Below are 25,107 nucleotides of genomic sequence, written 5' to 3'. Positions count from 1 at the left end.
TTTTCTGACAAATATTTCTCAAATAAACTTCGAGTAATTTCTACCATCAATCAATGAAAATAATCTCGATCAATCAACCAGTAAAAATCCACACAAGTTGTTCTTCATAATCTCTTAATGATCTTTCCAACACCTCGTCAGTGCCAGAAGCTGGACTTCGATAAACTCAACAACTCCGCCATTCTGCTTCGTTCGTTTCCGTCTATCTCGTCGGTATGTGCTCATTATAGGGCAATTTCTTACACGTGCAAGCGCTTTTAACGCACAGGAATCACGAGTGTTTTATTTTTATGCACCAAATTGATTCAATTCCATACAATTCATTACATAAGTACATATTTTTAAAACAGAAATATAAATTAAATATTTCTGCTTTATTCTATGCCTAATTTTTTACGACTGGTGCTTTAATCGTCACACTGGTGATTTTTACAGGGTTCACCGGCACATTTTGATGCATTCCATAGTTTCGGGTCGGTACTTTGGCAATCTGATCGACGATATCCATGCCTTTAGTGACCTTACCAAATACCGCATAGCCGGCATTTCTAGCAGAACGATCCAGGAAATCATTATCGACCAGGTTTACAAAGAATTGTGCTCGGGCAGAATCCGGCTGATTGGTACGGGCCATGGCTAAAGTACCGCGTTTATTTTGCAGACCATTCGACGATTCGTTTTTAATGGGTGCTTTTGTATTGGCTTTTTCCTGCATGTTTACATCAAAGCCACCGCCCTGCACCATAAAGCCGGGAATGACACGGTGAAAAATCGTGTCCTTATAGAAGTTGCTCTTTACATAGCTTTCGAAGTTCTTTGCCGAGATTGGGGCTTTGTCATTGAAAAGTTCAATTTCAATATTTCCAGATGAAGTCTTCATCTCAATAATCGTATTGGCAGCAAAGCTTGGCAGACTGACCGCAGCAAGTGCGATGACACATAATGATTTCTTTAACATTTATTAACTCATCTACTTAGAAGTAATGGTTGTGAATGACTATATATTAATCTTTTATAACTCATAATGCAGTGACCTGCCGACTAAAGACAAGAGAATAAGAATGAAGCATGCATTATTACAGGAGCAAAATATCCACCAGTTTCCACCTTGGCGTTTGCAGGGTGAGGGTTTTATTCTGAATTATTGGCTGACCCCCAGCTTTATTGAGCAAGCGAAACAGTTCCGGATCGCCCCTTCTCCGCTAGGTCGTATGGTCCAAGTCTTATTGGTGCGTTATCACGCTTCGCCGATTGGCCCTTATGATGAGTTACTGATTCTGGATCATCCTTTAATTAGTAAACGGCGCCTCAGTTCGATTCCTAAAATTTATGTGTCTACCCATGAGTCTGTGGTACACGGTCAGCATTTATGGGGCATTCCCAAAGAACATGCGCAATTTGAATGGCAGGAAAAGGATCAGGAAGTGCTGTGTCAGATTCAGCATCAAAACCAGCATATGACGATTCGGCTGAAGAAAACCAAATCTGCACGCCAGTTCTACATTAATAGTCATCATATTCCAGCGTCTATGCTGAAGATTCAGCAAGCTTGGAAAGGGCAGCGTTTTCAGTTTAGTCCACAGTTCCGCGGTCACTTCTCCAAACTCTCGCAAGTAGAGTGGCAAGATGCCGAGAATATATTTCCAGACTTTTCCAAAGCCAAATTGCTGCAAAGCTTTTATGTCCCCAAATTCAATTTGATCTTTCCTGAAGCGCAGATCAGTAGCAAAGTATAAGAACTGATAAAAACTTATCTATACAAAAAGGTGTTTCATGAGAAACACCTTTTTTTATTTATACTTTCGATTTAACTATTTTTGTCCCAAAATTTGCGGAAATTTTTGCTGATCTCAATCACATATTTTTTGGCACGGCGGGAGATCGGCGTCAGGTTAATAAAACCATGTGCCTGATCGGTATATTCATGATAATGAACACTCACGCCATTCTGACGTAGTTTATGTGCATAGATTGAACCTTCATCATGCAGGACATCATGACGTGCAGTAATCACATAACTTGGCGGCAAGTTTTGCAATTCACCATAGGTGGGTGAAATCAGCGGATCATCCATTTCAATCTGATGGGTTTGGGCATACATTAAGGTCACCAGATCAATATCCTGTTCCGAAAGTACCAGTCCATCTTTATAGGCATAAAAAGAAGGATGGCGACTTTTAAAGTCGACCGCCGGATAAAGCAAAAGCTGTGCTCGTGCGGCATAAGATTTACCTGCACTGCGCTGTGCCACCACAGTAGCCAGATTTCCGCCCGCACTGTCCCCTGCTACGGCAATACGATTTTTATAGATTTTTAGTTGCTTACTATGCTGATGTGCCCAAGCCAAGGCATCTTCACAAACCTGTACCATCTGCAAGGGGCTAAATTCTGGCGTCAGCGGATAAGCCACGCTTAGCACCTGCACTTTGGCATGTACTGCCAGCAAGCGACAGAATTCATCATGGCTGTCCAGACCGCCCACCATAAATGCACCGCCATGATAAAAAATCACCATCGGCAACTTCTTTTGTGGAGCTGGATGATAATGCCGGGCAAAGATGCTGCCACTTTGCAAAGGCAGGCGCAGCTCTTCGATGACTTTGACAGTAGTTGGTTTAGCCGCGATCGCTTTCATGCGTGCATCAAACAATGTGCGCGAATGAGCCAGATCCTCACTGATAAAACTGCTATGCCCCTGTTTTATCTGGATGGCCATCAGGCATTTAACCAATGGATCTAAATCAGGATAAACATGAGGATAATCCAGAGCCTTAACTAATGCTTCCTGTGCAATGCCAGGTAAGCGGTCCAGCATACGCGCTGCCGTCCCTTGTCCCTTTTCCATCACACTTTTCAGAACCGGAGGATTCACAGTCATTATTTTTAGTCCTTATTCTCTTAATTCTTCATAGTTTCTACACGATTAGCGTTTCAGTGACCATATTCTTATATAAGTCTTAATATCAATATACATATAGCTTCTACTCGATACGTTACCCTCATTTATAAAAGATGTCATTGACCGTTTAAAGGTTATTTTTGACGTACTTTTGCGAGCTTAAGTATATTTTTTATTACAAATCGGGAGGATGCCTATGGCTAGCAAAATTATAGCTCTGTCTTTGGCGACTGCATTTTTAGCTGTAGGCTGCGTCGCATTTCCTGAAGATGGTGGCTATTATGATGGCCGCTATGATCAGCGTTATGACCGTCGCTATGAACTGGACCAGCGTTATGAACAAGATCGTCGCTATGAGCGGCAACGTTGGGAATATGAACAGCAACGCAAACGCATTGAACTGGATCGACGTAAACAGGAATTACAACATCGCAATTGGGAGCAGGATCGTAAAAGACAGTTAGAGCTGGATCGACGTAAAAGCCAACTGGAACGACAGCGCCATGAACAGCAACGTAAAAATATCATGACGCAACGGCAAAAACAGGCAGAGGCAGAACGTAAACGTCGTCAGGATCTGGAGCGTAAACGTGTAACAGATCAACGCAGTAAAAAAGTCCAGCAAAATCGTTCTAATCAACGCTGGAATGACAACCGACGTCATCAAGAACAACGTTCACGCGATCGTCGCGATTAAGACTTGAATCATTTTCTGTATTAAAAGCCCAGACTGGGCTTTTTAAATGGAAAAAGATAGCTGCCAGATAGACAAAGGCCCTAAAGAAAATTTCTTTAGGGCCTTTGCAGAGGGTTATGTTAAACGAACTTCCACTTCGCTTATGCTTCTCAGCAATTCAACCAGAACATCCTATTCTCTATATAAATTATCCTATCGAATCAACTTGCTCTCATGAAGCGGACATTCACTATCCAAGCTGTAAGTTTTATCTTACAAACCGCTAAAATAGAGACGACTGATTCCAACAAATTCAAAAAAGGTAAATTCTGGACAAAAAAAGGCTTATCTAGAGAACAGGATAAGCCACGAAAACACATTTCAAAATAAGAAGAAACTACAGCGATAGAATCTAGAATAAATATTAATCAAAAGTTCATCTATTGTGAAAGACTTTATTGCTTAGATATTAATCGTTTTTATGTCTAATAAATAAACAGGCAAAAAAAAGCTGAGTTTTGGGGATACTCAGCTTGAAAAAAGCAACTTTAAAATAGGGCAACAGCAACCCGGTTCGGCTCTCTCCTCTGAACAAGGTCGCTGTTAATAGAAGTATGATGCAATTTTTTTACCCATACTTAAAACGGATTAAAATTATTAATTCGATTCAAAAATACGATTACTCATTTTTTACATTGATTTTCAAATAATTAATTTTTGGATTTAGCCGAAAATTAAATCTATTCAGTTAAAAATTCGGATTCATCGCTGCTGATGTCCGTGTATTTTATTCTCATCCTATCCTGCTGTTGTGTTCTGAATAGCTTGTTCTGCTATCCCCTGGATTCAGTATTTTGTATAAATCTTAAATTTAATCTGGGTCGACGCTTGAATTTTTACACCCTGCCCCGATTTCTTTAGGTAATCAAGAACTTCACAACCATGGCAGTTCAGCATAAACGCAGTGAACACTGAGGCCTAAGGACTGTACATGTTTAAGAACCCATTTAAACGGAGTAAATCAATGGCGACTGAGCAAAACGAGCAAGCTCAACAACTTGAGCAAGAGCAAGCGGAACAAGATACAGCGCAAACTCAAGCTGAAACCGAGCAGGCTGAAGTTTCCGTTGAGTCTTTACAAGAGCAGATTGCGCAGCTTGAAGGTGATTTAAAGTTAGAAAAAGCCCGTACCGCCAATGCAGTTTATGAAGCACAAAAGAGTGTTGAACGTATTCAGCGTGAATCTGAAAAGCATAAAGATACGGTTCTGGAAAAATTCTCTAAAGAGCTTCTAGAAACAGTCGACAATCTAGAGCGTGCCATTGTGGCTGCAGGTGAAGAGCAAACACCATTGCGTGAAGGTGTTGAACTGACCCTTAAATCTTTATTGCATACCTTGGAGAAATTTGGGGTTGTGGCAGTGGATACCAACAACGGTTTCAATGCTGACCTGCATCAGGCAGTCGGGATTGATCCAAATGCCAAAGCAAATGAAATTGGGACTGTTTTGCAAAAAGGCTACACGCTTAACAGTCGCTTATTGCGTCCTGCCATGGTGATGGTCGGCGCTTAAGCCAAATAAATTCGGGAGTTTGTGAAATTTTTCAAAAATTTTACTTGAAAAAAATCGAACGGCTCTCATATCGGATAACAAGTGTAAATCACAAAAAAATTTTAGAGGAAACATCCAAATGGCTAAAATCATTGGTATTGACTTAGGTACTACAAACTCATGTGTTGCAGTACTTGAAGGCGACAAAGTTAAAGTAATCGAAAACGCTGAAGGCGCGCGTACCACTCCATCTATTATTGCCTATAAAGATGGCGAAATTCTGGTAGGTCAATCTGCAAAGCGTCAAGCAGTAACGAATCCGAAAAATACATTGTTCGCGATCAAACGTTTGATCGGTCGTCGTTATGAAGACCAAGCGGTACAAAAAGATATCGGTTTAGTTCCTTACAAAATCATCAAAGCAGACAACGGTGATGCTTGGGTTGATGTCAACGACAAAAAATTGGCGCCACAACAGGTTTCTGCTGAAATCTTGAAAAAGATGAAGAAAACTGCTGAAGATTACCTGGGCGAAACAGTCACTGAAGCGGTGATTACTGTTCCTGCTTACTTCAACGATGCACAACGTCAAGCAACTAAAGATGCAGGTAAAATTGCAGGTTTAGAAGTTAAACGTATCATCAACGAGCCAACTGCTGCGGCACTTGCGTTCGGTATGGACAAGAAAGAAGGCGACCGTAAAATCGCGGTTTATGACTTGGGTGGTGGTACTTTCGACGTTTCAATCATTGAAATTGCGGACCTTGATGGCGACCAGCAAATTGAAGTATTGTCGACTAACGGTGATACATTCCTAGGTGGTGAAGACTTCGATAACGCGTTAATCGAGTTCCTGGTTGAAGAGTTCAAGAAAGAACAAAACTTTAACCTGAAACAAGATCCACTGGCGTTACAGCGTTTAAAAGAAGCTGCGGAGAAAGCGAAAATCGAGCTTTCTTCTTCAAATGCAACTGAAATCAACCTTCCATACATCACTGCTGATGCGACTGGTCCTAAACACTTAGTGATCAACGTAACACGTGCAAAACTTGAAGGTCTGGTTGCTGACCTGGTTGCTCGTACGATTGAGCCTTGCCGTATTGCGCTTAAAGATGCGGGTCTTTCGACTTCTGACATCTCTGACGTAATCCTGGTGGGCGGTCAGTCTCGTATGCCAATGGTTCAACAGAAGGTTCAAGAATTCTTCGGTAAAGAGCCACGTAAAGACGTAAACCCTGACGAAGCAGTAGCCATGGGTGCTGCGATTCAAGGTGCGGTACTTTCAGGTGACAAAACTGACGTACTTCTACTTGACGTAACTCCGTTGACACTTGGTATTGAAACCATGGGCGGCGTGTTGACTGCAATTATCGAGAAAAACACCACGATTCCTGCGAAGAAATCTCAAGTGTTCTCAACCGCTGCGGACAACCAGCCTGCTGTAGACATTTCAGTTTACCAAGGTGAACGCAAAATGGCGCAGCAAAACAAACTGTTGGGTAACTTCCAGTTAGGCGACATTCCACCTGCTCCACGTGGTGTGCCACAAATTGAAGTATCTTTCGACATCAACGCTGATGGTATTTTGAAAGTATCTGCAAAAGACAAGAGCACTGGTAAAGAGCAATCGATCCAGATTAAAGCAAACTCAGGTTTGTCTGATGCTGAAATCGAAGCAATGATCAAAGATGCTGAAGCGAATGCTGAAGAAGACCGTAAATTTGAAGAGCTTGCAAAAGCTCGTAACGAAGCGGATGCTTTAGTTGCTTCTTCACAAAAAGCAGTGAAAGATCTTGGCGAGCAAGTGACTGCAGACGAAAAAACTGCAATCGAAACTGCGGTTTCTGAGCTTGAAGCTGCAACTAAAGAAAATGACGTTGAAGACATCAAAGCGAAAACTGAAGCGCTGCAAAATATCATCATGCCAATTACACAACGTGCATATGAAGCTGCTCAAGGCCAAGGCGGTGCGCAAGGTTTTGACCCGAATGCATTCCAAGGCGGCGAAGGTCAATCTCAAAAAGCGGACGACGGCGTTGTAGATGCTGAGTTCACTGAAGTGAAAGATGACAAAAAATAATTTGTCGCTTTAACTGAAAAAACCGCGCGAAAGCGCGGTTTTTTTATGTCTCGACTTAAAAGAATAAAATAAAAATTACTAAAATTTGATCGTATTTTCAGGAAAAGCTGTTTAAGTTAAATCCAACATTAAAATACCCTGAACCCATGAAAATTCTGATTTTGCTGCCTTTACTTAGTTGCTTGGGCCTGACAGCGTGTAGCCTGCCCGTTTCATCTCTCCTATCTCAAAGCACTTCGACTCAATCGACTCAAGCCATTGCCCAATTATTTGATCAGGCGCAAAGCGCGGGTGTTCTAGTGATTCAGCGTGGTCAACAGATACAGGTCTATGGCAATGATTCAAGTCGTGCAGGTACCGAATATGTTCCTGCCTCTACCTTTAAAATGCTCAATGCCCTGATTGGCCTGCAACATGGCAAAGCCACAACCAATGAAATTTTTAAATGGGATGGCAAGAAACGCAGTTTTTCAGCTTGGGAAAAAGACATGACTCTCGGCCAAGCCATGCAAGCGTCTGCTGTACCCGTTTATCAGGAACTGGCACGTCGTATTGGCCTTGAACTGATGCAACAGGAAGTACAACGCATCCAATTTGGTAATCAGCAGATTGGTCAACAGGTCGATAACTTCTGGTTGGTAGGCCCTTTGAAAGTTACTCCAAAACAGGAAGTCCAATTTGTTTCTGCGTTGGCCCGAGAGCAACTGGCCTTTGATCCTCAAGTCCAGCAACAAGTCAAAGCCATGTTATTTTTACAGGAGCGGAAAGCTTATCGACTATATGTCAAATCCGGTTGGGGCATGGATGTGGAACCGCAAGTCGGCTGGCTCACCGGCTGGGTTGAAACACCGCAGGCTGAAATCGTGGCATTTTCACTCAATATGCAGATGCAAAATGGTATAGATCCGGCGATCCGCCTTGAAATTTTGCAGCAGGCTTTGGCCGAATTAGGGCTTTATCCAAAAGCTGAAGGATGATGCAAATAAGCATGGGAAAGGCATTAAAATTAAGCTATATTTTTAAAAAATAGACATTTAAATAAAAAATATGCGTCTTCTGCTCTGTCTGCTCGTAGTGGGATTGATCATGTCTGCCTATCTACATATGCACGCCCAAACCCATCCTCAACTGCGCTATAACTCGCTGGCTGATCGCTTGACGCATCCTTTCGATACACGCTTACGTTTCCGGATTGATCAGGTCGATTCAGGCTTTGGACTAAGTAAAGATCAGGTCATTCAACTGAGCAAGGAAGCGATCGAAATCTGGCATCAGGGAAGCAATCGTGATGATTTGATGGTCTATGATGAAAATGCCAGGCTGAGTATTCACCTGATCTATGATCAACGCCAGCAAGACTATGATGCCTTGAAGAAAGTCGAAAAACAGTTGCTGGCAGATGACGCCAAGTATCAACGTCAGGTCAAAAATCTGGAAGCATCCCATCAGCATCTGGAAAGTCAGCAGCAACGCCTGATCCAGCAAAGAGATCAGATGAATAGTGAATTTCAGGCCTTACAGCAACGACGCCGTCAGCCAAATTTATCTGGTTATGAACATGAGCAGATTGAATATGAGGTTTTGGCTTTACAGCGCAAATCGGAAAGTTTTCAACGGGAACTTCAGTACCTTCAGGAACAGCAAAGTTCCTTTAATATGAATGTTTCCATGCATCAACATGGTCTGCAAAACCATCAGCAGAATATCATTCAAGCCCAACAGCGTTTCCCTGCCCGCGAATTTCATAAAGGCGTGTTTATGGGTGATCAAATTCATGTCTATCAGTTTGATGCAGAAGATGATCTCCGTCTGACTCTGGCACATGAACTCGGACATGCCTTGGGGCTGTATCACCATAATGACCCGGAAGCACTGATGTATCCGGTGCTGGGTAAACAGAATCTGCAACACTTCCAGCTGCGACCTGCAGACAAGACCTTGCTTTATAACCGTTAAGTGATCAGCTTGAATTCCCTAATTAATTTAAGTGTATAAGTATTATAAAAAACACTCTATTCTGATTTCATGTTATTGTGATTGGCTACATTGTTCAGGCCATCTTTGGAGATTCGTGTGAGTTACTACCATATTTTAATTGAAGTAAATGACCACATTAGTACGATTGATGAAACCCGTGATATCGAGATCTTTGATATCGAGGACATCCAACCCTATCTTCATTCGATTTTGCTGCCTTATTTCAATGAACAACTGATTGAACTCGACGATGAAAATCTGGAGTATAAAGATATCCTACATCTGGAAATCAAACAGACCTTATTGCCGATTAATGACCTGATCGAAGAAGAACAGCGTCTGTTGCCAAGCGATACTGACATTACCATTAGCGCCTATGAAATTTTTAATAACCGCGAGTTGAGTCAGGATGTCACCACTGTGATCTTTGACCTGCTTGAAGCGGTAAAACTGGATAGCTAAACGTTCTTCCAGATATAAAAAAGTCCTCATTGAGAGGACTTTTTTTGTGCACGGATTTAGATCGAGAATGAAGATCCACAACCACAGGTCGTGGTCGCATTCGGGTTTTGTACCACGAAACGTGAACCTTCCAGACCTTCTAAATAATCTACCACCGAACCGACCAGATATTGATAACTCAATGAATCGACCAGGACTTTAACATCGCCATTGGCAAATTCTGCATCATCTTCATTCTGGCTTTCTGCAAAGTTAAAGCCATAAGAGAAACCTGAACAGCCGCCACCGGTCACATAGACACGGAGCATTAAGTCTTGGTTACCTTCACTGTCACGCAACTGGCGTACTTTATTTGCGGCATTGTCGGTGAGCACAAGCGCTTGGGCATTCATGGCGGATTCCTCTGTTGAATGGAATGTCTTTAAAAAGAAAAGACCATATTTAAGTATAGCACACTCAATATATGGTCAGTCTCTACAGATTAAAAGTCAAATCAGAGTAATTTTATCAGGATTATTTGTAGTTCTCATCCTGTAAGGCACATTCAAAGTTTTTCGGGTTCTGTTTGCAGCGGAATTGCCACAGCAATTTCATCATGCGTTTGTCATAAACGCCGCGTTTGGTCAGGTCAATTCGGGAATCCCTCATCATTTTCTGATAACCCGGTTTGTCTGCAGCAGGAATATCCATCCAGTATTTTGCTGGAATGTCCGCTTTCATTTTCCCCAAAATACCAAAGGCACGCGGTAACTGACTTCTCACCCATTCACGTGATTTTTGTCCGTAACCTGCCGGAAATTTATCTGGACGGATAATGATATTGCCTGTGACCTGCAACACCGGATAATTCACAATCGCGCCTTTGTTACCCAAACCTTTATGTAATTCCAGCGGTTTAAATACTGCTGCTGGTGCACCAATAATATCCACCTGGCCATTGTTAAACTTGGCACCAAAATTGGTGACATCGGCACTCACCGCCTGTGCGCCGACCTGCTGTACCATGATTTTTTGTGCTTCATCATAATCAAGTACGGCAATTTTTTTACCAGCGGCTTTAGCAACGGTATTAATACTGCGGTCGTTCACCAGCAGGAAAGCATCACCCACAGGAATGACACCGACTACCTCATATTTACCTTGCAGCATATGTTTGGCAAAAGTTGGACTGGCCAGTCCCTGCATCACTTTAACTGCCAGATTCAGATCTGGAATTGCGCCAATGGCATCGAGTGAACCAGTAAAATTATTAAACTGACGGCCACGCATCCCGGTCACACTAATGCCGTCACATTTCCCGGCTTTAAAATCTTCTGCAACCACCGCTTCATTGGTGTTCACCCGCAGTTCGACATCTGCCCCCCAGTTTTTGGCCGCCAACTGATAGTCTTTCATCACACTATAGACATCACCATTTTTACCGACCAGATCAAATACGCAAATCACCTGTTTGGCTTGTGCCAGACCTGAAACAGCCAGTGTCGCCGTAGCCAATGCCAGTGCTTTCCATCCTTTATGCATCATCCTCATTTCCTTATCGCTTGTTTTTGTTATTGCAGTTTTAGTCACATGTGATTGTTTTTTATATAAAACATGCGAATTTAATATTTAGCTCAAGCTTAAGCTATTTTATTCGCTGCACAATGGCAGATCTGACCTGGTTCAGCCATAAAAAAAGCCTAGATCAATCTAAGCTTTTTTCTTTAAAAATCAGATTATTCGCCAGCAATTGAACATTCAAAGTTGGCCTTATCGACAGAACAGCGCGCACGTTTTAAGACCGACATCATGCTGGCATCATAGATTCCGCGTTTGGTCATGTCCATCCGGCCATCACGTAACATTTTCTGATACTTGGTTTTATCTTCAGCGCTCAGATTCATTTTATATTTCGACGGAATACCCGCTTCCAGACGGCTGATCATCCCCATGCTCTTTGGCAGGTTTTTGATAAACCAGTCACGCGATTTCTGTCCAAAACCTGCGGGGAATTTTTCCGGACGAATCACAAAATCAGAGGTGACATGCAGTACCGGGAAATTAAACATTGCGCCGTTATTACCCAGACCTTTATAGATTTCTAATGGCTTGTAGGCATAAGCAGGTGCACCGACCATATCCACCTGACCATTGTTAAATTTGGCGACAAAGTTAGAAACATCGGAGATCACTGCCTGCGCACCGACGCGCTGTACCATGATTTTCTGGGCATCGTCATAGCCGAGTACGGCGAATTTCTTCCCTGCGGCTTTTTCAATCGAATTGATATTCTTGTCACGAACAAAAATAAAGGCTGAACCCAACGGTGAAATACCGGCAATTTCGTATTTTTTGCCGCCCATATTACTGACCATTTTCGCTGCATTACGTTTGTCCAGAGCAAAACTGATCGCACGCTGGGCAATGGCATTACTTGGTGCACCGCCCAGTGCATCAATAGAACCGGCAAATTTATTGTATTGACGGGCACGCATGGCTGTCATAAACACACCATCACATTTACCGGCCTTGAAGTCATTGTCGGCAACCGCTTCATCCTGACGGGCAATCAGATTGATTTCTGCGCCCCAGCCTTTTGCAGCCAGTGCCCATTCTTGCGCCATCTGGAAAGACTCACCGGATTTACCCAGTAAGTCAAACACACAGATATCGACTTTTTCTGCATGCGCCGCACTTGCAAAACCAAATGCAGAGAATGCAGCCAATGATAAGAGTGTTTTTTTCATTGTAGTTATCCTTTGAAATCTTGTTATTCGCTGAGTGTCCGTACACGGGACAAATATTAAGCAAGTTTAATTAAAAAAAATAGAGCATTTACTCCATTTAAAACCGGCATTTTGGCCTATAAAGATAAATCAGCAATAGTTGCTTAAGTTATTTTTAAATATATATTTAAATATCAATATCTTAATATTTAAAACTGCTTTCTTATAATTACATTTACCCAGATATAGTTACAAAGATATACATGATTTCAGATTTATTCGCCACCAATCGAACATTCAAAATTGGTTCTTTCTACCGTACAACGCGCGCGTTTCAATACGTTCATCATGCCCTGATCATAAATCCCCTGTTTGGTTAAATCGATCCGCCCATCACGCAGAATCTTTTGGTAGGCCACACGATCTTCACGGCTTAGATTCAGAATATATTTGCTTGGAATCTCAGCTTCCATGCGCTTGACCATGGCAAAGCTGCGCGGTAACTGTTTCACAAACCAGTTTCGGGATTGTGCGGCAAAGCTTGCCGGAAACTTTTCCTGACGAATAATCAGATCAGCAGTGACATTAATCACCGGAAAATTAATCATTGCGCCTTGACGGCCTAGTCCTTTCTGTAATTCCAGCGGTTTAAATGCATAAGCCGGTGCAGCGACAATATCCACTTCGCCCTGATTAAACTTGCGAATAAAATTGGAAATTTCCGACATGACCGGTACTGCTTCAATCCGGTCGACCATGATTTTTTGCGCATAGTCATAATGCAGCACGGCAAATTTCTTGCCTTTGACCTGTTCCAGTTTATTTAGAGTACGATCACGAACAAAAATATAGGCTGGGCCAATCTGACCAATACCTGCCACTTCAAATTTGTCTTTGCCAATCTGGGTGATCAGGCGTTTGCTATTGCGTTTATCCAGTACATAGCTGATGGCTTTCATGGCAATGTCATTATTCGGCACGCCGCCAATTGCATCAATCGATCCAGCAAATTTGTTATAAGCCCGGGCACGCATTGAGGTCATATAGAAGGCATCACATTTTCCGGCTTTGACGTCCTGATCGACCTTGGCTTCATCCTGATAAGCGCTTAGCTGAATTTCGGCACCCCAGCCTTTTGCTGCCAGCGCCCATTCCTCCAGCAGTTTGTAAGACTCACCAGATTTCCCCAGTAAATCAAAAACACAGACATTCACTCTGGCTTGAGTTGAAGTCGACACCAAAATGCCCAGTGCCGATAAAATTAAACATCCCTTTTTCATTTTTATTTGACTCTATGATATTTTTTGCTCCATCAGCCTGAACTATAAACCACTGTTCATGCATAAAATAGAGCTTTTACTCAACTTATGCGTCCACCCTAGATCAATTGACAGAGGTGAAAAGCACACTCATTTCAGCAAAAACGGTAAGATTTTTCATTTTCACAGGGCTTTCCTTTAGAATAGGCGCATCTTATTTCTTAGCTTTGATTTCTCAATGATTCAGTTAGACCAGTTATCTATACGTCGCGGTGGACGTGTTTTATTTCAAAAAGCGTCGATGCAGTTACACCCAGGATGGAAAATTGGCCTAACCGGTGTCAATGGTGCTGGAAAATCAACCCTGTTTTCAGCCTTGCTCGGCGGCATGGAATCGGACACCGGTTCGCTGACCCGACCTGCGGTATGGACCGTAGCGCATATGGCTCAGGAAATCAAAGCACTGAATATGAAAGCCATTGATTTCGTCTTGTCGGGCGATGAAGAATACTGGGATATTCAGCAAAAACTCGATCAGCCGGATCAACTGGATGATGCAGAACTGGCCCATTTATATGGCCGTTTTGATGAAATTTCAGGTTATTCGGCTCCTGCCAAAGCCTCGCAGCTGATGGCGGGTCTGGGCTTCTTTGAACATCAATCACAGCTGGATGTTTCAAGTTTTTCCGGTGGCTGGCGTATGCGTTTGAATCTGGCACGTACCCTGATGAGCCGATCAGACTTACTGCTCCTCGATGAACCAACCAACCATCTGGACTTGGACGCAATTCTCTGGCTCGAAGACTGGCTGAAAGCCTATGAAGGTACGCTGGTACTGATTTCGCATGACCGGGACTTCCTCGATGCGATTACCGATCACATTTTACATATCGAAAATCAGGAACTGATTTTATATACCGGTAACTATTCGACTTTTGAGCGCACCCGTAGTGAGCGTTTAGCGCAGCAGCAACAGGCGTATGAAAAGCAGCTGGAAACCCGCGCGCATCTGCAAAAATATATTGACCGTTTTAAAGCGCAAGCGACCAAAGCCAAACAGGCACAGAGCCGGATCAAACAGCTGGAACGAATGCAGGAACTATCTGCAGCCCATGTCGATACGCCATTTACCTTCAGTTTCCGTGAACCGACCAAAATGAGTTCGCCGTTATTGCAACTGGAACATGCCGATATTGGTTATGGCGACAAGTTGATTGTCACCAATGTAAATTTACAGATCACGCCAAACAGCCGGATCGGTTTGCTTGGGATGAATGGTGCCGGTAAATCCACGCTGATTAAATCGCTGGTCGGTGACCTGAAACTGATTCAGGGTCTGCGGAAAGATTCAGAATTACTGAATATTGGTTATTTTGCCCAGCATCAAATGGATGCACTGGATGGTAATGCCAGCCCAATGTTACAGCTGGCACGCATCGCAGATAAAAAAATCAGTGAAGCCAGTCTACGCTCCTTCTTGGGTAGTTTCGGTTTTAGTGGCGAACGTATGGATACGCCAAGCGAAAGCTTCTCAGGCGGTGAACGTGCACGTTTGGCCCTAGCACTGATTGTTTGGCAGCGTCCGAATGTACTGATTCTGGATGAGCCGACCAACCATTTAGACCTGGATATGCGTCATGCACTGACTATGGCTTTACAAGATTTTCAGGGCGCGGTAGTTCTAGTTTCGCATGAACGTCAGCTCATCGCCAGCGTCTGTGATGAACTGCTACTGGTACATAATGGTCAATGCCGTGAGTTTGATGGTGATCTTACTGCCTATGCTGACTGGTTACGCCAAGCCCGTATTGAGATGATTAAAAATGGGCAAAAGCCAGCAGAACCGGTGAAATCCCAAGTCGAAGTCAAACCGACTATTTCCAAACTGGACAAGGAAGCACAACGTAAGGAAGCTGCTCGCCAGCGGGAACTAAGTCGTCCGATTCGCAAGAATATTGAAAAATGCGAAGCACAGATGGCCAAACTACAGCCGCGACTGATTGAAATTGAAAACCTGCTGGGTGACAGTGCTTTATACGAAGCATCACGTAAAAATGATTTGCTGAAACTGATGAATGAGCAAACCGAGCTAAAAGCCAAACTGGAAACAGCCGAAGAGCAAATGCTAGAACTGATGATGGAACTGGAAAGTCTGGAACAGACGTTCTAAAGCTCTTTTAGTAAGATTTAAGATAAGAGATGAATGACCAACGTTGTTCATCTCTTTTTTATTCACTATTTTTAATGTTTTCTCTTCCATTTTCCCCCCTGTATTTTTTCATCTACGTCTAGATGTTTCTTTAATTCTGTTCTTTTCTATTCATTCGACACATAAGGTCATGAATTACGCAAATCCTATATAAGTTTATTTTTTAAACAGTTGGATGCCTTATTTCATACATTAATTTACAGCGCGCTGTTTCATCCTAAGGCTCTAATACAAGTGTTTTTTAATTTTTGGCAGCCTTGCTACGAGTCTGTTTAATGTTGAACTAGAGAGAGGAAATCCGCATGCGTGCTCTTACTTATCATGGTGCTCGGGATGTACGAGTTGAATCCGTTCCAGATCCAGTGATTCAGGAACCAGATGACGTTATTTTAAGGGTGACAGCCACCGCCATCTGTGGCTCAGATCTGCATTTATACCGGGGGAAAATTCCGGCCACTGAAGACGGTGATATTTTCGGCCATGAATTTATGGGAATTGTAGAAGAAGTCGGCCCAGAAGTAACCGAAGTCAAAAAAGGTGACCGGGTGATTATTCCCTTTGTGATTGCATGCGGTCACTGTTTTTTCTGTGAACATGAACTCATGGCTGCCTGTGAAAATACCAATACCGGTCGTGGTGCAATTCTCAACAAAAAACAGATCCCACCAGGGGCAGCTTTATTTGGCTTTAGCCATCTGTATGGGGGTATACCGGGTGGTCAGGCTGAATATGTACGGATCCCCAAAGGCAATGTCGGACCATTTAAGGTGCCGGGTTCCCTGCCTGATGAAAAAGTATTATTCCTGACCGATATTCTGCCAACTGCGTGGCAAGCAGTAAACAATGCCCAAGTCGGTCGAGGTTCCAGTGTGGCGATTTATGGTGCTGGCCCGGTCGGTCTGCTGGCTGCTGCCTGCGCGCGGATGCTCGGTGCCGAGCAGATCTTTATGGTCGATCACCACCCTTACCGTTTGCGTTTCGCGCATCAAACCTATGGGGTAATTCCCGTCAATTTTGATGAAGTCGATGCCGCTGAATTTATCATTCAAAATACCACGGGTTATCGTGGAGTCGATGCCGTCATTGATGCGGTCGGTTTTGAAGCCAAAGGTAGCATGCTAGAAACCGTAATGACCAACCTGAAATTAGAAGGTTCGAGTGGTTCAGCGCTAAGACAATGTATTGCAGCGGTCCGTCGCGGCGGTGTGGTGAGTGTACCTGGAGTTTATGCCGGTCCAATTCATGGCTTCCTGTTTGGTGATGCCTTTGACAAAGGTTTGACCTTTAAAATGGGACAAACCCATGTGCATAATTACTTGCCGCAGTTGCTAGAACATATTGAAAATGGAGATCTGTCTCCAGATCTGATTATTACCCATCGCATGAAACTGGAAGATGCTGCGGAAGGTTACCGTATTTTTGATAAAAAGGAAGAAGACTGTCGTAAAGTCATTCTAACACCATAAATATGATTAAAAAAAAGCGCCGTCAGGCGCTTTTTTATTTTTCATCGTCATTTTATCAATCCTCTTTTTCTTGTTCCTAATCAATATCATTTCAGCGATTCCCTCCCTCTTTTCTATCGAGTAATAAAAGAAATGCCCGATTTTCAATAATGAAATCAAGAAATAACTCAAAAATGAGAAATAAAAAAGTTAAGCAAAAATCGATAAAAGTATGATTTTAAATAAAAATGAAAGTTCACTTGATTATTAAATCAATTATGTAGTTTAGCTACATCTTGAGTTTTTAGTTAACAATATGTTCCACGGTAATGATTAGAGAAACTACAATATATTTACAAGTATTTAATTTATAATAATTTTTTATTTTAAAGCCAATCCAAGGAATAGTCTGGTCATACTAGCAATATATCGCCAAATCTAGCTTTAAATTTAAAATGCTATTTTAAATTTAAAAACACTTATCCACAAGATAATCGATTTCAAATTTGAATTTAAAATAAAGAATTAATACGTGGATTAAAGCTTGCGGAAAAATACTATCTTATTCACATAAAAATTATGGATAACTTTAGAGTTATCCACATCTCTGATCAGGCTTTCTAGATGCTTGAAGCAATATTATTCACGTATTATTTAGCGTATTAGACCAAGTTTCTTATAAGCTATTGAAAATTTAAAATTTAGTTTTAGCAGCTTTTTATTTATTTTTGAGATATTGGATCTTCTGAATAGGCGATTTATTATTTTTTAGTCGAATCCACCTAAAGTATTCGATCTGTTTTTATTACACGCATCTTTAAATACCACTTTGACTGATCCAGTTTTCACCTAGTGTCGTGAACTGCATGCAAACTTCTCATCGTATAAAGAACGTCTTTCTACCTCACTTTCCTATTCAAAAATTATTTTAGAAGTTCTGATGCAGATCATTTTTATAACGATAGATTCACTCCAGATTTCAGGTATTCTCCCGAGTTGGTAATCTCTATACATAAACCCTTTCTTAGAGTCGATTTGGCTTACTCAACTTGGCTTTTTAAAACCTAAATGAACCCGTTCCATATCTAAAAATCGGTCCAAAATTACTTTATTTTGCCTAGCTCACAGGATATGAGTAAAAAAATTGGTCTAAAAAAAGCGCCTCGAAAGGCGCTTTTTTATATCTGATTTTATCCTGAAGGGTTATGCATCAATATCTGCATTCAAGGCATTTTCTTCAATGAAAGCACGACGTGGTTCTACGTCATCGCCCATCAAGCAAGAGAACATACGATCCGCTTCAATCGCATCAGTAACTGTCACTTGCAGCATGTTACGGTTGTCTGGATCCATGGTGGTTTCCCATAACTGTTCCGCATTCATCTCGCCCAGACCTTTATAGCGCTGGATCATCATGCCACGACGTGAGTCCTGCAAGATATGTTGCCAAACCTGATGGAAATTGCTGACCTGAATCTTGCGATCGCCTTTTTGCAAATATGCACCCTCTTCAAGCAGACTAAACCAGCTCTTTGAATTCTTTAATAAACGTGCATATTCACTTGAACCTAACAGTACTGAGTCTAACAGGTAGCTATGTGGCAAGTTATGTACATAGATCGTGATACGTGGCAACCAGCTTGCAGTTTTTTGACCATCTGCCAGTTCTTTTTCAAAACGCTCCAGGGTTAATTCTGGACGTAATGTTGGCTGAATGGCTTCAATCGCTGCACGCAGATTCTCACCCCATGTTTCCACATAGGTTTTGTCTTCCAGCTGATCCAGCTTAAAACCTTCCAGTGAAAGTAGTGCATCAAGCAGACTCGCCGGATAACGCTGGGTTAAACGCGCCAAGCTCTTCTGTGAGGTTTGATAATCGGCAATCACCCTTGCCAGTGCTTCACCACGAATCGCAGGTGCTTCAGCACTGATATGCAGTTCTAGCTCGTCAATGGCATTGGAAATCAGGTAAGTTTCCAGTGCATCGTTATCTTTGATGTACTGTTCCTGCTTGCCTTTTTTCAGCTTGTAGAGTGGTGGCTGGGCGATATAGATATGACCACGCTCGACCAGTTCCGGCATCTGACGGAAGAAGAAGGTCAACAGCAGCGTACGAATGTGCGAACCATCGACGTCAGCATCGGTCATGATAATGATTTTATGGTAACGCAATTTGTCCGGGTTATATTCTTCACGACCAATACCACAGCCAAGTGCAGTAATCAGTGTGCCGACTTCCGCAGAGGAAATCATCCGGTCGAAACGCGCACGCTCTACGTTCAGAATCTTACCTTTCAGCGGTAAAATCGCCTGCATTTTACGGTTACGGCCTTGCTTCGCAGATCCACCCGCAGAGTCACCCTCGACCAGATACAGTTCAGACAAGGCTGGATCTTTTTCCTGACAATCGGCCAGCTTACCTGGAAGACCGGCAATATCCAGTGCGCTCTTGCGACGGGTCATTTCACGGGCTTTACGCGCTGCATCACGGGCACGCGCGGCATCAATAATTTTGCCGGCAATCGATTTCGCTGCTTGTGGATTTTCTAAAAGATATTCAGAAAATGCCTTGTTCATGGCCTGCTCAACCGCAGTTTTTACTTCACTCGACACCAGTTTTTCTTTGGTCTGCGAAGAGAATTTTGGATCAGGCACTTTCACCGAGACGATCGCGGTTAAACCTTCACGGGCATCATCCCCCGAGACTGCAACTTTTTCCTTTTTCAGGATATTTTCGCTGTCCATATAGTTATTTAAACCACGGGTCAGTGCAGCACGGAAACCAGCCAAATGTGTACCACCATCCTTTTGCGGGATGTTATTGGTAAAGCAGCGTACGTTTTCCTGATAAGAATCATTCCACTGTAATGCCACTTCTACCGTAATGCCGGTGTCGAGCTGTGCAGTAGTGAAATGGAAAATATCGTTCAGATGCGTTTTGCCTTCGTTAATGTATTTAACGAACTCAGATAAACCACCTTCATAGTCATAGATATTTTCAAGGTTGACGCGCTCATCGCGAAGTACAATGCGTACACCTGCGTTCAGAAACGATAGTTCACGCAAACGACGCGCCAGAATATCGACATTGAATATGGTTTGGCTAAAAGTTTCAGCACTTGGGTAAAAACGTACAGTGGTACCTGACGTTTCGGTTGTCCCTGTTTCACGTAATTTATAAACAGGATCACCATGACGGTATTCCTGTTCATAAGTTTTACCTGCACGACTGATGTTCAACAGTAGTTTTTCAGAGAGTGCGTTGACCACAGACACACCTACGCCATGCAGACCGCCTGAGACCTTGTAACTGTTGTCATCAAACTTACCGCCGGCATGCAGAATGGTCAAAATCACCTCTGCCGCAGACACGCCTTCTTCAGGGTGAATATCGGTTGGAATACCACGACCGTTGTCAGAAACTGAAACCGATTCATCTTCATGAATAGTCACTATAATTTCATCACAGTGGCCTGCCAAGGCTTCATCAATCGAGTTATCGACTACTTCGAACACCATGTGGTGCAAGCCTGTACCATCGTCTGTGTCACCAATGTACATGCCCGGACGCTTACGTACTGCGTCTAAACCACGTAATACCTTGATGCTAGAGGAATCATAAGCCTTTTCAATGGTTTGTTCTGTTTGAGAAGCAGCTTGATCTTCTGAACTCATGGTTTCTCCCTAGTGAAAAATAGGTCTATCCCAAGATGGGTAAAACTAAAAAAATACTATTGCACAACAACCTGAACTGTACCGTTTTCAACATTGAATAACTGATATGAGATAGACAAATCATGTAAGTGCTTTTGTACTGATTCATGGTCTAAGGTGGTAATAAAAACTTGACTACCAAGTTGGCTCAATCGCTCAATTAAACGTTGTTGTGCGGTTAAATCTAATTCTGCTGTCACATCATCTAATAATACCACAGTTTCCTTATTACAAGAATGCAGCATTGCGATTTGCGACAGTTTTAACGCCATCATCAGCAGCTTTTTTTGCCCGCGTGACAGGATCACATCAGCATCCCCCAGAGGGGTTTTCAGACGCAAATCTGCGCGATGTGGGCCATATTCGGTATAACGTCGCTCACAGTCTTTTTCATGCTGGTTGGTCAGATCATTTAGCAGGCCGGTTTCACTGTGAAAACCCGGACTGTATTCCAGACTGACTTGCAGGTCAGGTAATAACTGTTTCAGGTCATCTTCAAAAAATGGCTTCCATTGTTCCACGATGCCGACACGTTGTGAGTGCAGGATTTCACCATATTCACTCAGCATCTGGTTCCACGGTTCCAGATCAGACAGACTCAGAAACCGTTTGCTTTTGAGCAGACTGTTTCGCTGTTTCAGCGCACGGGAATAATATTGCCAAGCATGATAAAACTCTGGTTCCACGTGGAACATTAACCAGTCGAGCAATTGACGTCGTGGTTTAGCACCATGATCGATGATATCAGTACTTTGTGGATCAATCAGCTGCAAGGGCAATAGTTTGGCCAGTTGCCCCTGAGTCGCGACCAAATCGCCATTGACCTTAATCAACTGTTCCCCACTGGCCATTTTTTGCATGCCAATTTTTTCAGTCGCAGATTGTGCAAACACAATCGCATCCTGTGCGCCATGCTGGATATAATTTTTGGGAATATGGGTGCGGAAAGAACGACCAGCAGCCAGTAAATGAATCGCCTCTAAAATCGAGGTTTTACCTGAACCATTTTGGCCATAAAAAACATTAAACGGCTGCAATCCGTGGAGAGCAACCGTCTTTAGATTCCGCACACGCTCAATATGTAAACGCGTAATATGCATGTCTTATATGAATATCAAGAGCCGCGGCTTAAACACGCATCGGCATAACGACATAGGTTTGATCCGTATGCGCCGGGTCTTGCACCAAGACAGACTGGTTCGCTTCAGTCATGGTCATTGACACATCATCACCATCTAGCACACCGAGTACTTCAATCAGATACTGCGCATTAAATGACATTTCTAGCGGGGAATCAGCATATTGAATTGCCAGATCTTCAATCGCTTCATCTTGCTCCGGGTTATTCGCGCGAAGTTGCAAAGAATCGGCATTGAAGTTTAGAAATACACCACGCAGCTTTTCGTTACTTAAAATCGCCACCCGTTGCAAAGACTGCTTGAACACGTCATGGGCGATCATCACCACTTTGTCGCCACCACGTGGAATCACACGGCGATAATCCGGGAACTTACCATCAATCAGCTTGGTAGTGAAACGCACGGTAATGTTCGCCTGTTCCTTGTCACGGCTTGGCATATTGATGGTCACATTGAGCAATTCACGACCAATCAATAGAGATAATTGCTCATCTTCAACGCTGAGCAGGCGCTGTAATTCTGCAACGGCCTTACGTGGCACAATTGCCTGAATCGGCTGTGCTGCAGTGGATTGTGCTGCTGTTTCACACAGTGCTAGGCGGTGGCCATCGGTGGTCACAGCACGTAGCTGATTGGCATTAATTTCCAGCAAAGTACCGGTCAGGTAAAAACGCACATCCTGAACTGCCATGGCAAAGGCGGTTTTTTCGAACAGGCGTTTAAGTTCACGCTGTGTCACCGTCACTTGCGTGCCTTGGGTGTTTTCAGTGTTCAGTAATGGATAATCATCAGCAGGCAAGGTACCCAGTACAAAACGGCTGTTGCCCGATTTAAGGATGCAGCGCTGATCTTCAGTAATATGCAAATCCACCAATGCCGCTGAAGGAAGTGACTTACAGATATCAATCAGCTTACGTGCAGGAACTGTGGTCTCGCCTTCCTGCAAACATGCACCTTCAGCCAGTGCTGTACTCGCCACCAGTTCGACTTCCAGGTCGGAACCGGTCACGGTCAATGCTTGCGTAGTCACCTGAATTTTCAGGTTAGACAGGATATTCAAGGTATGGCGACGTTCAACCGCTCCTACGACATGTGAGAGAACATTCAGTAAGCTTTCTTTCGCGATTTTTAAACGCACGGTGCATTCCTCTAAAGCTGAAGATTAATATAGAAAAAGTGATTTTTTTGACGGTTTACTATGCGGCAAAAGCAGCCGCATAGCAAGAATAGAATTTGAGCGATTTAGGTCAACTTTGCAACAGACGTTGCAGGTTTTTATAGTCTTCGTTAAAGATCGGATCTTCTTCACGCAGGCTTTGTACTTTCTCGCAAGCATGCATCACGGTACTGTGATCACGACCGCCAAAAGCCATGCCAATTTCCGGAAAACTGTCGCCGGTTAATTCACGTGCCAGACCCATCGCCAGCTGACGTGGACGGGCATAAATCCGGGTACGTTTTGGACCGACCAGTTCTTTCAGCGGAATCCGGAAATATTCACTGACCACACGCTGAATATTTTCAGTACTGATGGTACGGGCACGAATTGCCAGCACATCTTTTAAAGATTCACGCACCACATCCAGATCAATTGGCGTGCCTTTAAAACGTGAAATCGCCACCACTTTGTTCAGCGCACCTTCCAGCTCACGCACGTTAGCCACCACCTGCTGGGCAATAAACAGCGCACAGTTACGTGGTAAATCGACCTGGTTGCTTTCTGCTTTTTTCAGCAGAATTTCAATTCGGGTTTCAATATCTGGCGGTTCAACCCCGACCGACAACCCCCAGGAAAAACGTGAAACCAGACGTGGATCCAGCTCTGTCAGCTCTTTAGGATAACGATCCGAAGTCAAAATAATTTGCTTGGACTCATCCAGAAGTGCGTTAAAGGTGTAGAAAAATTCGACCAGACTGGCCTCTTTACCGGCCAGCAAGTGAATATCATCGACCAGTAACAGATCCAGAGAACGGCAGTTTTTCTTAAACTCTTCGACTTTACCCTGCTGCAACGAGCTGACAAAGTCCTGTACAAAACTTTCTGCGGTCATGTACATGACGCGTGCATTCGGTTTGGCCTGCAACAATGCATTACCGACCGCCTGCATCAAGTGGGTTTTACCCAGACCGGTCGGACCATATAAAAATAACGGGTTGTGCTGTGAAGCACCCAGCTGGGTCAGTACCTTGCGACAGGTTTCTGCCGCCATCTGGTTAGATCGGCCTTCCACAAACAGCGAGAAGGTAAACAATGGATTCAACTGACGTCTACGGCTATTTTTGCCGCTGTCTTCTTTTTCTTTCTTCGGCTTCGGCACTGGCATCGGTGTCGAGGTCAATGCCGCAGTCGTGGTCGCCGGTTGTTCACTGGCAGATAAAATCGCCCCTGGACGTGAATCGACCAAAATCTCGACCTTGCGTACCCGTCCTTCAGACAACTGTTCTGCCAGAATCGTAATCAGTTCCAGATGATGTTCCTGAATGTAACGCGTCCAGTAAGGATTAGGTGCATACAAACGCAAGCTGTCTTCCAGCTCTTCTGCAACCAATGGGCGAATCCACATTGTAAAGACATTTCCAGAGAGCTCTTGTCGCAGGCGATTTAAGCAGTCCGTCCAAAGCATGTGAATCCCCTATTCATTCCATTGTTCATTCAAAAAAGATGACCGCGACCAAAAGCGGGTCGCCATTCTAACCAAGTTATCCACATCTGTCATGGCAATCTCTACAAAAACTGTGCAAAAAGAAATCACCCTGCATAAATTTAAATTTAAAACCCAGTGTGGATAAGTTTATCCGCAAGCTGTGGATAAAATATACCATAAAGTTATCCACAAAGTATAAAATTAATAGAAACAGTTTTATCCACAACATAAGTTTATGTTTAATCAAATAAAAAGTGGCTTATCCATAGAAAAAGTGCTCCCTAATAGTAATAAATTTAAATTTATAAATTTGAATTTATTTATAAGATCACTGTTTTTTGTGGA

Annotated in this window: 19 protein-coding genes; 9 read left to right on the top strand and 10 right to left on the bottom strand. The window is 43.2% G+C overall.

Annotated elements, in window-relative coordinates; translation table 11 throughout:
• Nucleotides 1–385 precede the first annotated feature (385 nt).
• A complete protein-coding gene (locus tag FTV08_RS13615; protein ID WP_005094827.1) occupies nt 386–958 on the bottom strand; it encodes a peptidylprolyl isomerase A in 573 nt (190 codons plus the stop codon).
• A 103-nt stretch (nt 959–1,061) separates the two neighbouring features.
• On the opposite strand from FTV08_RS13615, the gene FTV08_RS13610 reads away from it, so the two are divergent.
• Nucleotides 1,062–1,736: an acetoacetate decarboxylase family protein gene (locus FTV08_RS13610; RefSeq protein ID WP_180087497.1), complete on the top strand. Its 675-nt coding sequence runs from the start codon at nt 1,062–1,064 to the stop codon at nt 1,734–1,736.
• 71 nt (nt 1,737–1,807) lie between these two features.
• Here the strand turns inward: FTV08_RS13610 and FTV08_RS13605 are convergent, their stop codons facing one another.
• The gene (locus FTV08_RS13605) at nt 1,808–2,878 is read right to left on the bottom strand and encodes an alpha/beta hydrolase (RefSeq protein ID WP_180087496.1); all 1,071 of its coding nucleotides are present in this window, start codon (nt 2,876–2,878) and stop codon (nt 1,808–1,810) included.
• Between the two features lie 217 nt (nt 2,879–3,095).
• Between FTV08_RS13605 and FTV08_RS13600 the strand changes: the two genes are divergently transcribed.
• The 6 genes from FTV08_RS13600 (at nt 3,096) to FTV08_RS13575 (ending at nt 9,646) form a co-directional block, all read left to right on the top strand.
• Nucleotides 3,096–3,596 carry a hypothetical protein gene (locus tag FTV08_RS13600; RefSeq protein ID WP_180087495.1) on the top strand — a complete coding sequence of 167 codons (501 nt, stop codon included), beginning with the start codon at nt 3,096–3,098 and terminating at the stop codon, nt 3,594–3,596.
• Nucleotides 3,597–4,599: 1,003 nt separating this feature from the next.
• Entirely contained in the window at nt 4,600–5,148 is a 549-nt protein-coding gene (gene grpE / locus FTV08_RS13595) for a nucleotide exchange factor GrpE (protein ID WP_004647116.1), read from the top strand.
• Between the two features lie 118 nt (nt 5,149–5,266).
• Nucleotides 5,267–7,207, top strand: a complete 1,941-nt coding sequence (dnaK, locus tag FTV08_RS13590) for a molecular chaperone DnaK (RefSeq protein WP_114541700.1) — start codon at nt 5,267–5,269, stop codon at nt 7,205–7,207.
• A 146-nt stretch (nt 7,208–7,353) separates the two neighbouring features.
• Entirely contained in the window at nt 7,354–8,184 is an 831-nt protein-coding gene (gene blaOXA, locus FTV08_RS13585) for an OXA-134 family carbapenem-hydrolyzing class D beta-lactamase (RefSeq protein ID WP_180087494.1), read from the top strand.
• A 70-nt stretch (nt 8,185–8,254) separates the two neighbouring features.
• On the top strand, nt 8,255–9,163 hold the full coding sequence (locus FTV08_RS13580; protein WP_180087493.1) for a matrixin family metalloprotease: 909 nt from the start codon (nt 8,255–8,257) through the stop codon (nt 9,161–9,163).
• 105 nt (nt 9,164–9,268) lie between these two features.
• Nucleotides 9,269–9,646 carry a hypothetical protein gene (locus FTV08_RS13575; protein WP_016806936.1) on the top strand — a complete coding sequence of 126 codons (378 nt, stop codon included), beginning with the start codon at nt 9,269–9,271 and terminating at the stop codon, nt 9,644–9,646.
• A gap of 56 nt (nt 9,647–9,702) precedes the next feature.
• Here FTV08_RS13575 and erpA read toward each other — a convergent pair whose 3' ends face one another.
• From erpA to FTV08_RS13555, 4 genes are all read right to left on the bottom strand, one after another.
• A complete protein-coding gene (erpA, locus tag FTV08_RS13570; RefSeq protein ID WP_004281944.1) occupies nt 9,703–10,038 on the bottom strand; it encodes an iron-sulfur cluster insertion protein ErpA in 336 nt (111 codons plus the stop codon).
• Nucleotides 10,039–10,159: 121 nt separating this feature from the next.
• The gene (locus FTV08_RS13565; RefSeq protein ID WP_180087500.1) at nt 10,160–11,167 is read right to left on the bottom strand and encodes a putative solute-binding protein; all 1,008 of its coding nucleotides are present in this window, start codon (nt 11,165–11,167) and stop codon (nt 10,160–10,162) included.
• A 194-nt stretch (nt 11,168–11,361) separates the two neighbouring features.
• Nucleotides 11,362–12,372: a putative solute-binding protein gene (locus FTV08_RS13560; RefSeq protein ID WP_005094844.1), complete on the bottom strand. Its 1,011-nt coding sequence runs from the start codon at nt 12,370–12,372 to the stop codon at nt 11,362–11,364.
• Nucleotides 12,373–12,626: 254 nt separating this feature from the next.
• Nucleotides 12,627–13,631: a putative solute-binding protein gene (locus tag FTV08_RS13555; protein WP_180087492.1), complete on the bottom strand. Its 1,005-nt coding sequence runs from the start codon at nt 13,629–13,631 to the stop codon at nt 12,627–12,629.
• Nucleotides 13,632–13,848: 217 nt separating this feature from the next.
• Here FTV08_RS13555 and FTV08_RS13550 point away from each other — a divergent pair, with 217 nt between their 5' ends.
• Both FTV08_RS13550 and FTV08_RS13545 read left to right on the top strand, forming a co-directional pair.
• A complete protein-coding gene (locus FTV08_RS13550) occupies nt 13,849–15,780 on the top strand; it encodes an ATP-binding cassette domain-containing protein (RefSeq protein WP_004281940.1) in 1,932 nt (643 codons plus the stop codon).
• 341 nt (nt 15,781–16,121) lie between these two features.
• A complete protein-coding gene (locus FTV08_RS13545; RefSeq protein WP_001202407.1) occupies nt 16,122–17,285 on the top strand; it encodes a zinc-dependent alcohol dehydrogenase in 1,164 nt (387 codons plus the stop codon).
• A gap of 1,182 nt (nt 17,286–18,467) precedes the next feature.
• Here the strand turns inward: FTV08_RS13545 and gyrB are convergent.
• From gyrB to dnaA, 4 genes are all read right to left on the bottom strand, one after another.
• On the bottom strand, nt 18,468–20,939 hold the full coding sequence (gyrB, locus tag FTV08_RS13540) for a DNA topoisomerase (ATP-hydrolyzing) subunit B (RefSeq protein ID WP_180087491.1): 2,472 nt from the start codon (nt 20,937–20,939) through the stop codon (nt 18,468–18,470).
• A gap of 56 nt (nt 20,940–20,995) precedes the next feature.
• Nucleotides 20,996–22,078: a DNA replication/repair protein RecF gene (recF, locus tag FTV08_RS13535; RefSeq protein ID WP_180087490.1), complete on the bottom strand. Its 1,083-nt coding sequence runs from the start codon at nt 22,076–22,078 to the stop codon at nt 20,996–20,998.
• Between the two features lie 28 nt (nt 22,079–22,106).
• Nucleotides 22,107–23,255, bottom strand: a complete 1,149-nt coding sequence (dnaN, locus tag FTV08_RS13530) for a DNA polymerase III subunit beta (RefSeq protein WP_180087489.1) — start codon at nt 23,253–23,255, stop codon at nt 22,107–22,109.
• Between the two features lie 109 nt (nt 23,256–23,364).
• Complete coding sequence (gene dnaA, locus FTV08_RS13525; protein WP_004281934.1) at nt 23,365–24,741, bottom strand: chromosomal replication initiator protein DnaA; 1,377 nt, start codon at nt 24,739–24,741, stop codon at nt 23,365–23,367.
• Nucleotides 24,742–25,107 lie beyond the last annotated feature (366 nt).

Source organism: Acinetobacter sp. YH12226 (genome assembly GCF_013417805.1).
Lineage (GTDB): Bacteria > Pseudomonadota > Gammaproteobacteria > Pseudomonadales > Moraxellaceae > Acinetobacter.
This window is presented reverse-complemented; position numbering and strand designations above follow the sequence as displayed.

What these genes read in the sequence shown, in the direction of transcription:
- FTV08_RS13615 (WP_005094827.1), bottom strand. Translation starts at nt 958, where the DNA reads ATGTTAAAGAAATCATTATGTGTCATCGCACTTGCTGCGGTCAGTCTG.
- recF (WP_180087490.1), bottom strand. Translation starts at nt 22,078, where the DNA reads ATGCATATTACGCGTTTACATATTGAGCGTGTGCGGAATCTAAAGACG.
- FTV08_RS13605 (WP_180087496.1), bottom strand. Translation starts at nt 2,878, where the DNA reads ATGACTGTGAATCCTCCGGTTCTGAAAAGTGTGATGGAAAAGGGACAA.
- FTV08_RS13580 (WP_180087493.1), top strand. Translation starts at nt 8,255, where the DNA reads ATGCGTCTTCTGCTCTGTCTGCTCGTAGTGGGATTGATCATGTCTGCC.
- blaOXA (WP_180087494.1), top strand. Translation starts at nt 7,354, where the DNA reads ATGAAAATTCTGATTTTGCTGCCTTTACTTAGTTGCTTGGGCCTGACA.
- FTV08_RS13550 (WP_004281940.1), top strand. Translation starts at nt 13,849, where the DNA reads ATGATTCAGTTAGACCAGTTATCTATACGTCGCGGTGGACGTGTTTTA.
- gyrB (WP_180087491.1), bottom strand. Translation starts at nt 20,939, where the DNA reads ATGAGTTCAGAAGATCAAGCTGCTTCTCAAACAGAACAAACCATTGAA.
- FTV08_RS13565 (WP_180087500.1), bottom strand. Translation starts at nt 11,167, where the DNA reads ATGCATAAAGGATGGAAAGCACTGGCATTGGCTACGGCGACACTGGCT.
- dnaA (WP_004281934.1), bottom strand. Translation starts at nt 24,741, where the DNA reads ATGCTTTGGACGGACTGCTTAAATCGCCTGCGACAAGAGCTCTCTGGA.
- FTV08_RS13600 (WP_180087495.1), top strand. Translation starts at nt 3,096, where the DNA reads ATGGCTAGCAAAATTATAGCTCTGTCTTTGGCGACTGCATTTTTAGCT.
- FTV08_RS13555 (WP_180087492.1), bottom strand. Translation starts at nt 13,631, where the DNA reads ATGAAAAAGGGATGTTTAATTTTATCGGCACTGGGCATTTTGGTGTCG.
- FTV08_RS13610 (WP_180087497.1), top strand. Translation starts at nt 1,062, where the DNA reads ATGAAGCATGCATTATTACAGGAGCAAAATATCCACCAGTTTCCACCT.
- grpE (WP_004647116.1), top strand. Translation starts at nt 4,600, where the DNA reads ATGGCGACTGAGCAAAACGAGCAAGCTCAACAACTTGAGCAAGAGCAA.
- dnaK (WP_114541700.1), top strand. Translation starts at nt 5,267, where the DNA reads ATGGCTAAAATCATTGGTATTGACTTAGGTACTACAAACTCATGTGTT.
- FTV08_RS13545 (WP_001202407.1), top strand. Translation starts at nt 16,122, where the DNA reads ATGCGTGCTCTTACTTATCATGGTGCTCGGGATGTACGAGTTGAATCC.
- erpA (WP_004281944.1), bottom strand. Translation starts at nt 10,038, where the DNA reads ATGAATGCCCAAGCGCTTGTGCTCACCGACAATGCCGCAAATAAAGTA.
- FTV08_RS13560 (WP_005094844.1), bottom strand. Translation starts at nt 12,372, where the DNA reads ATGAAAAAAACACTCTTATCATTGGCTGCATTCTCTGCATTTGGTTTT.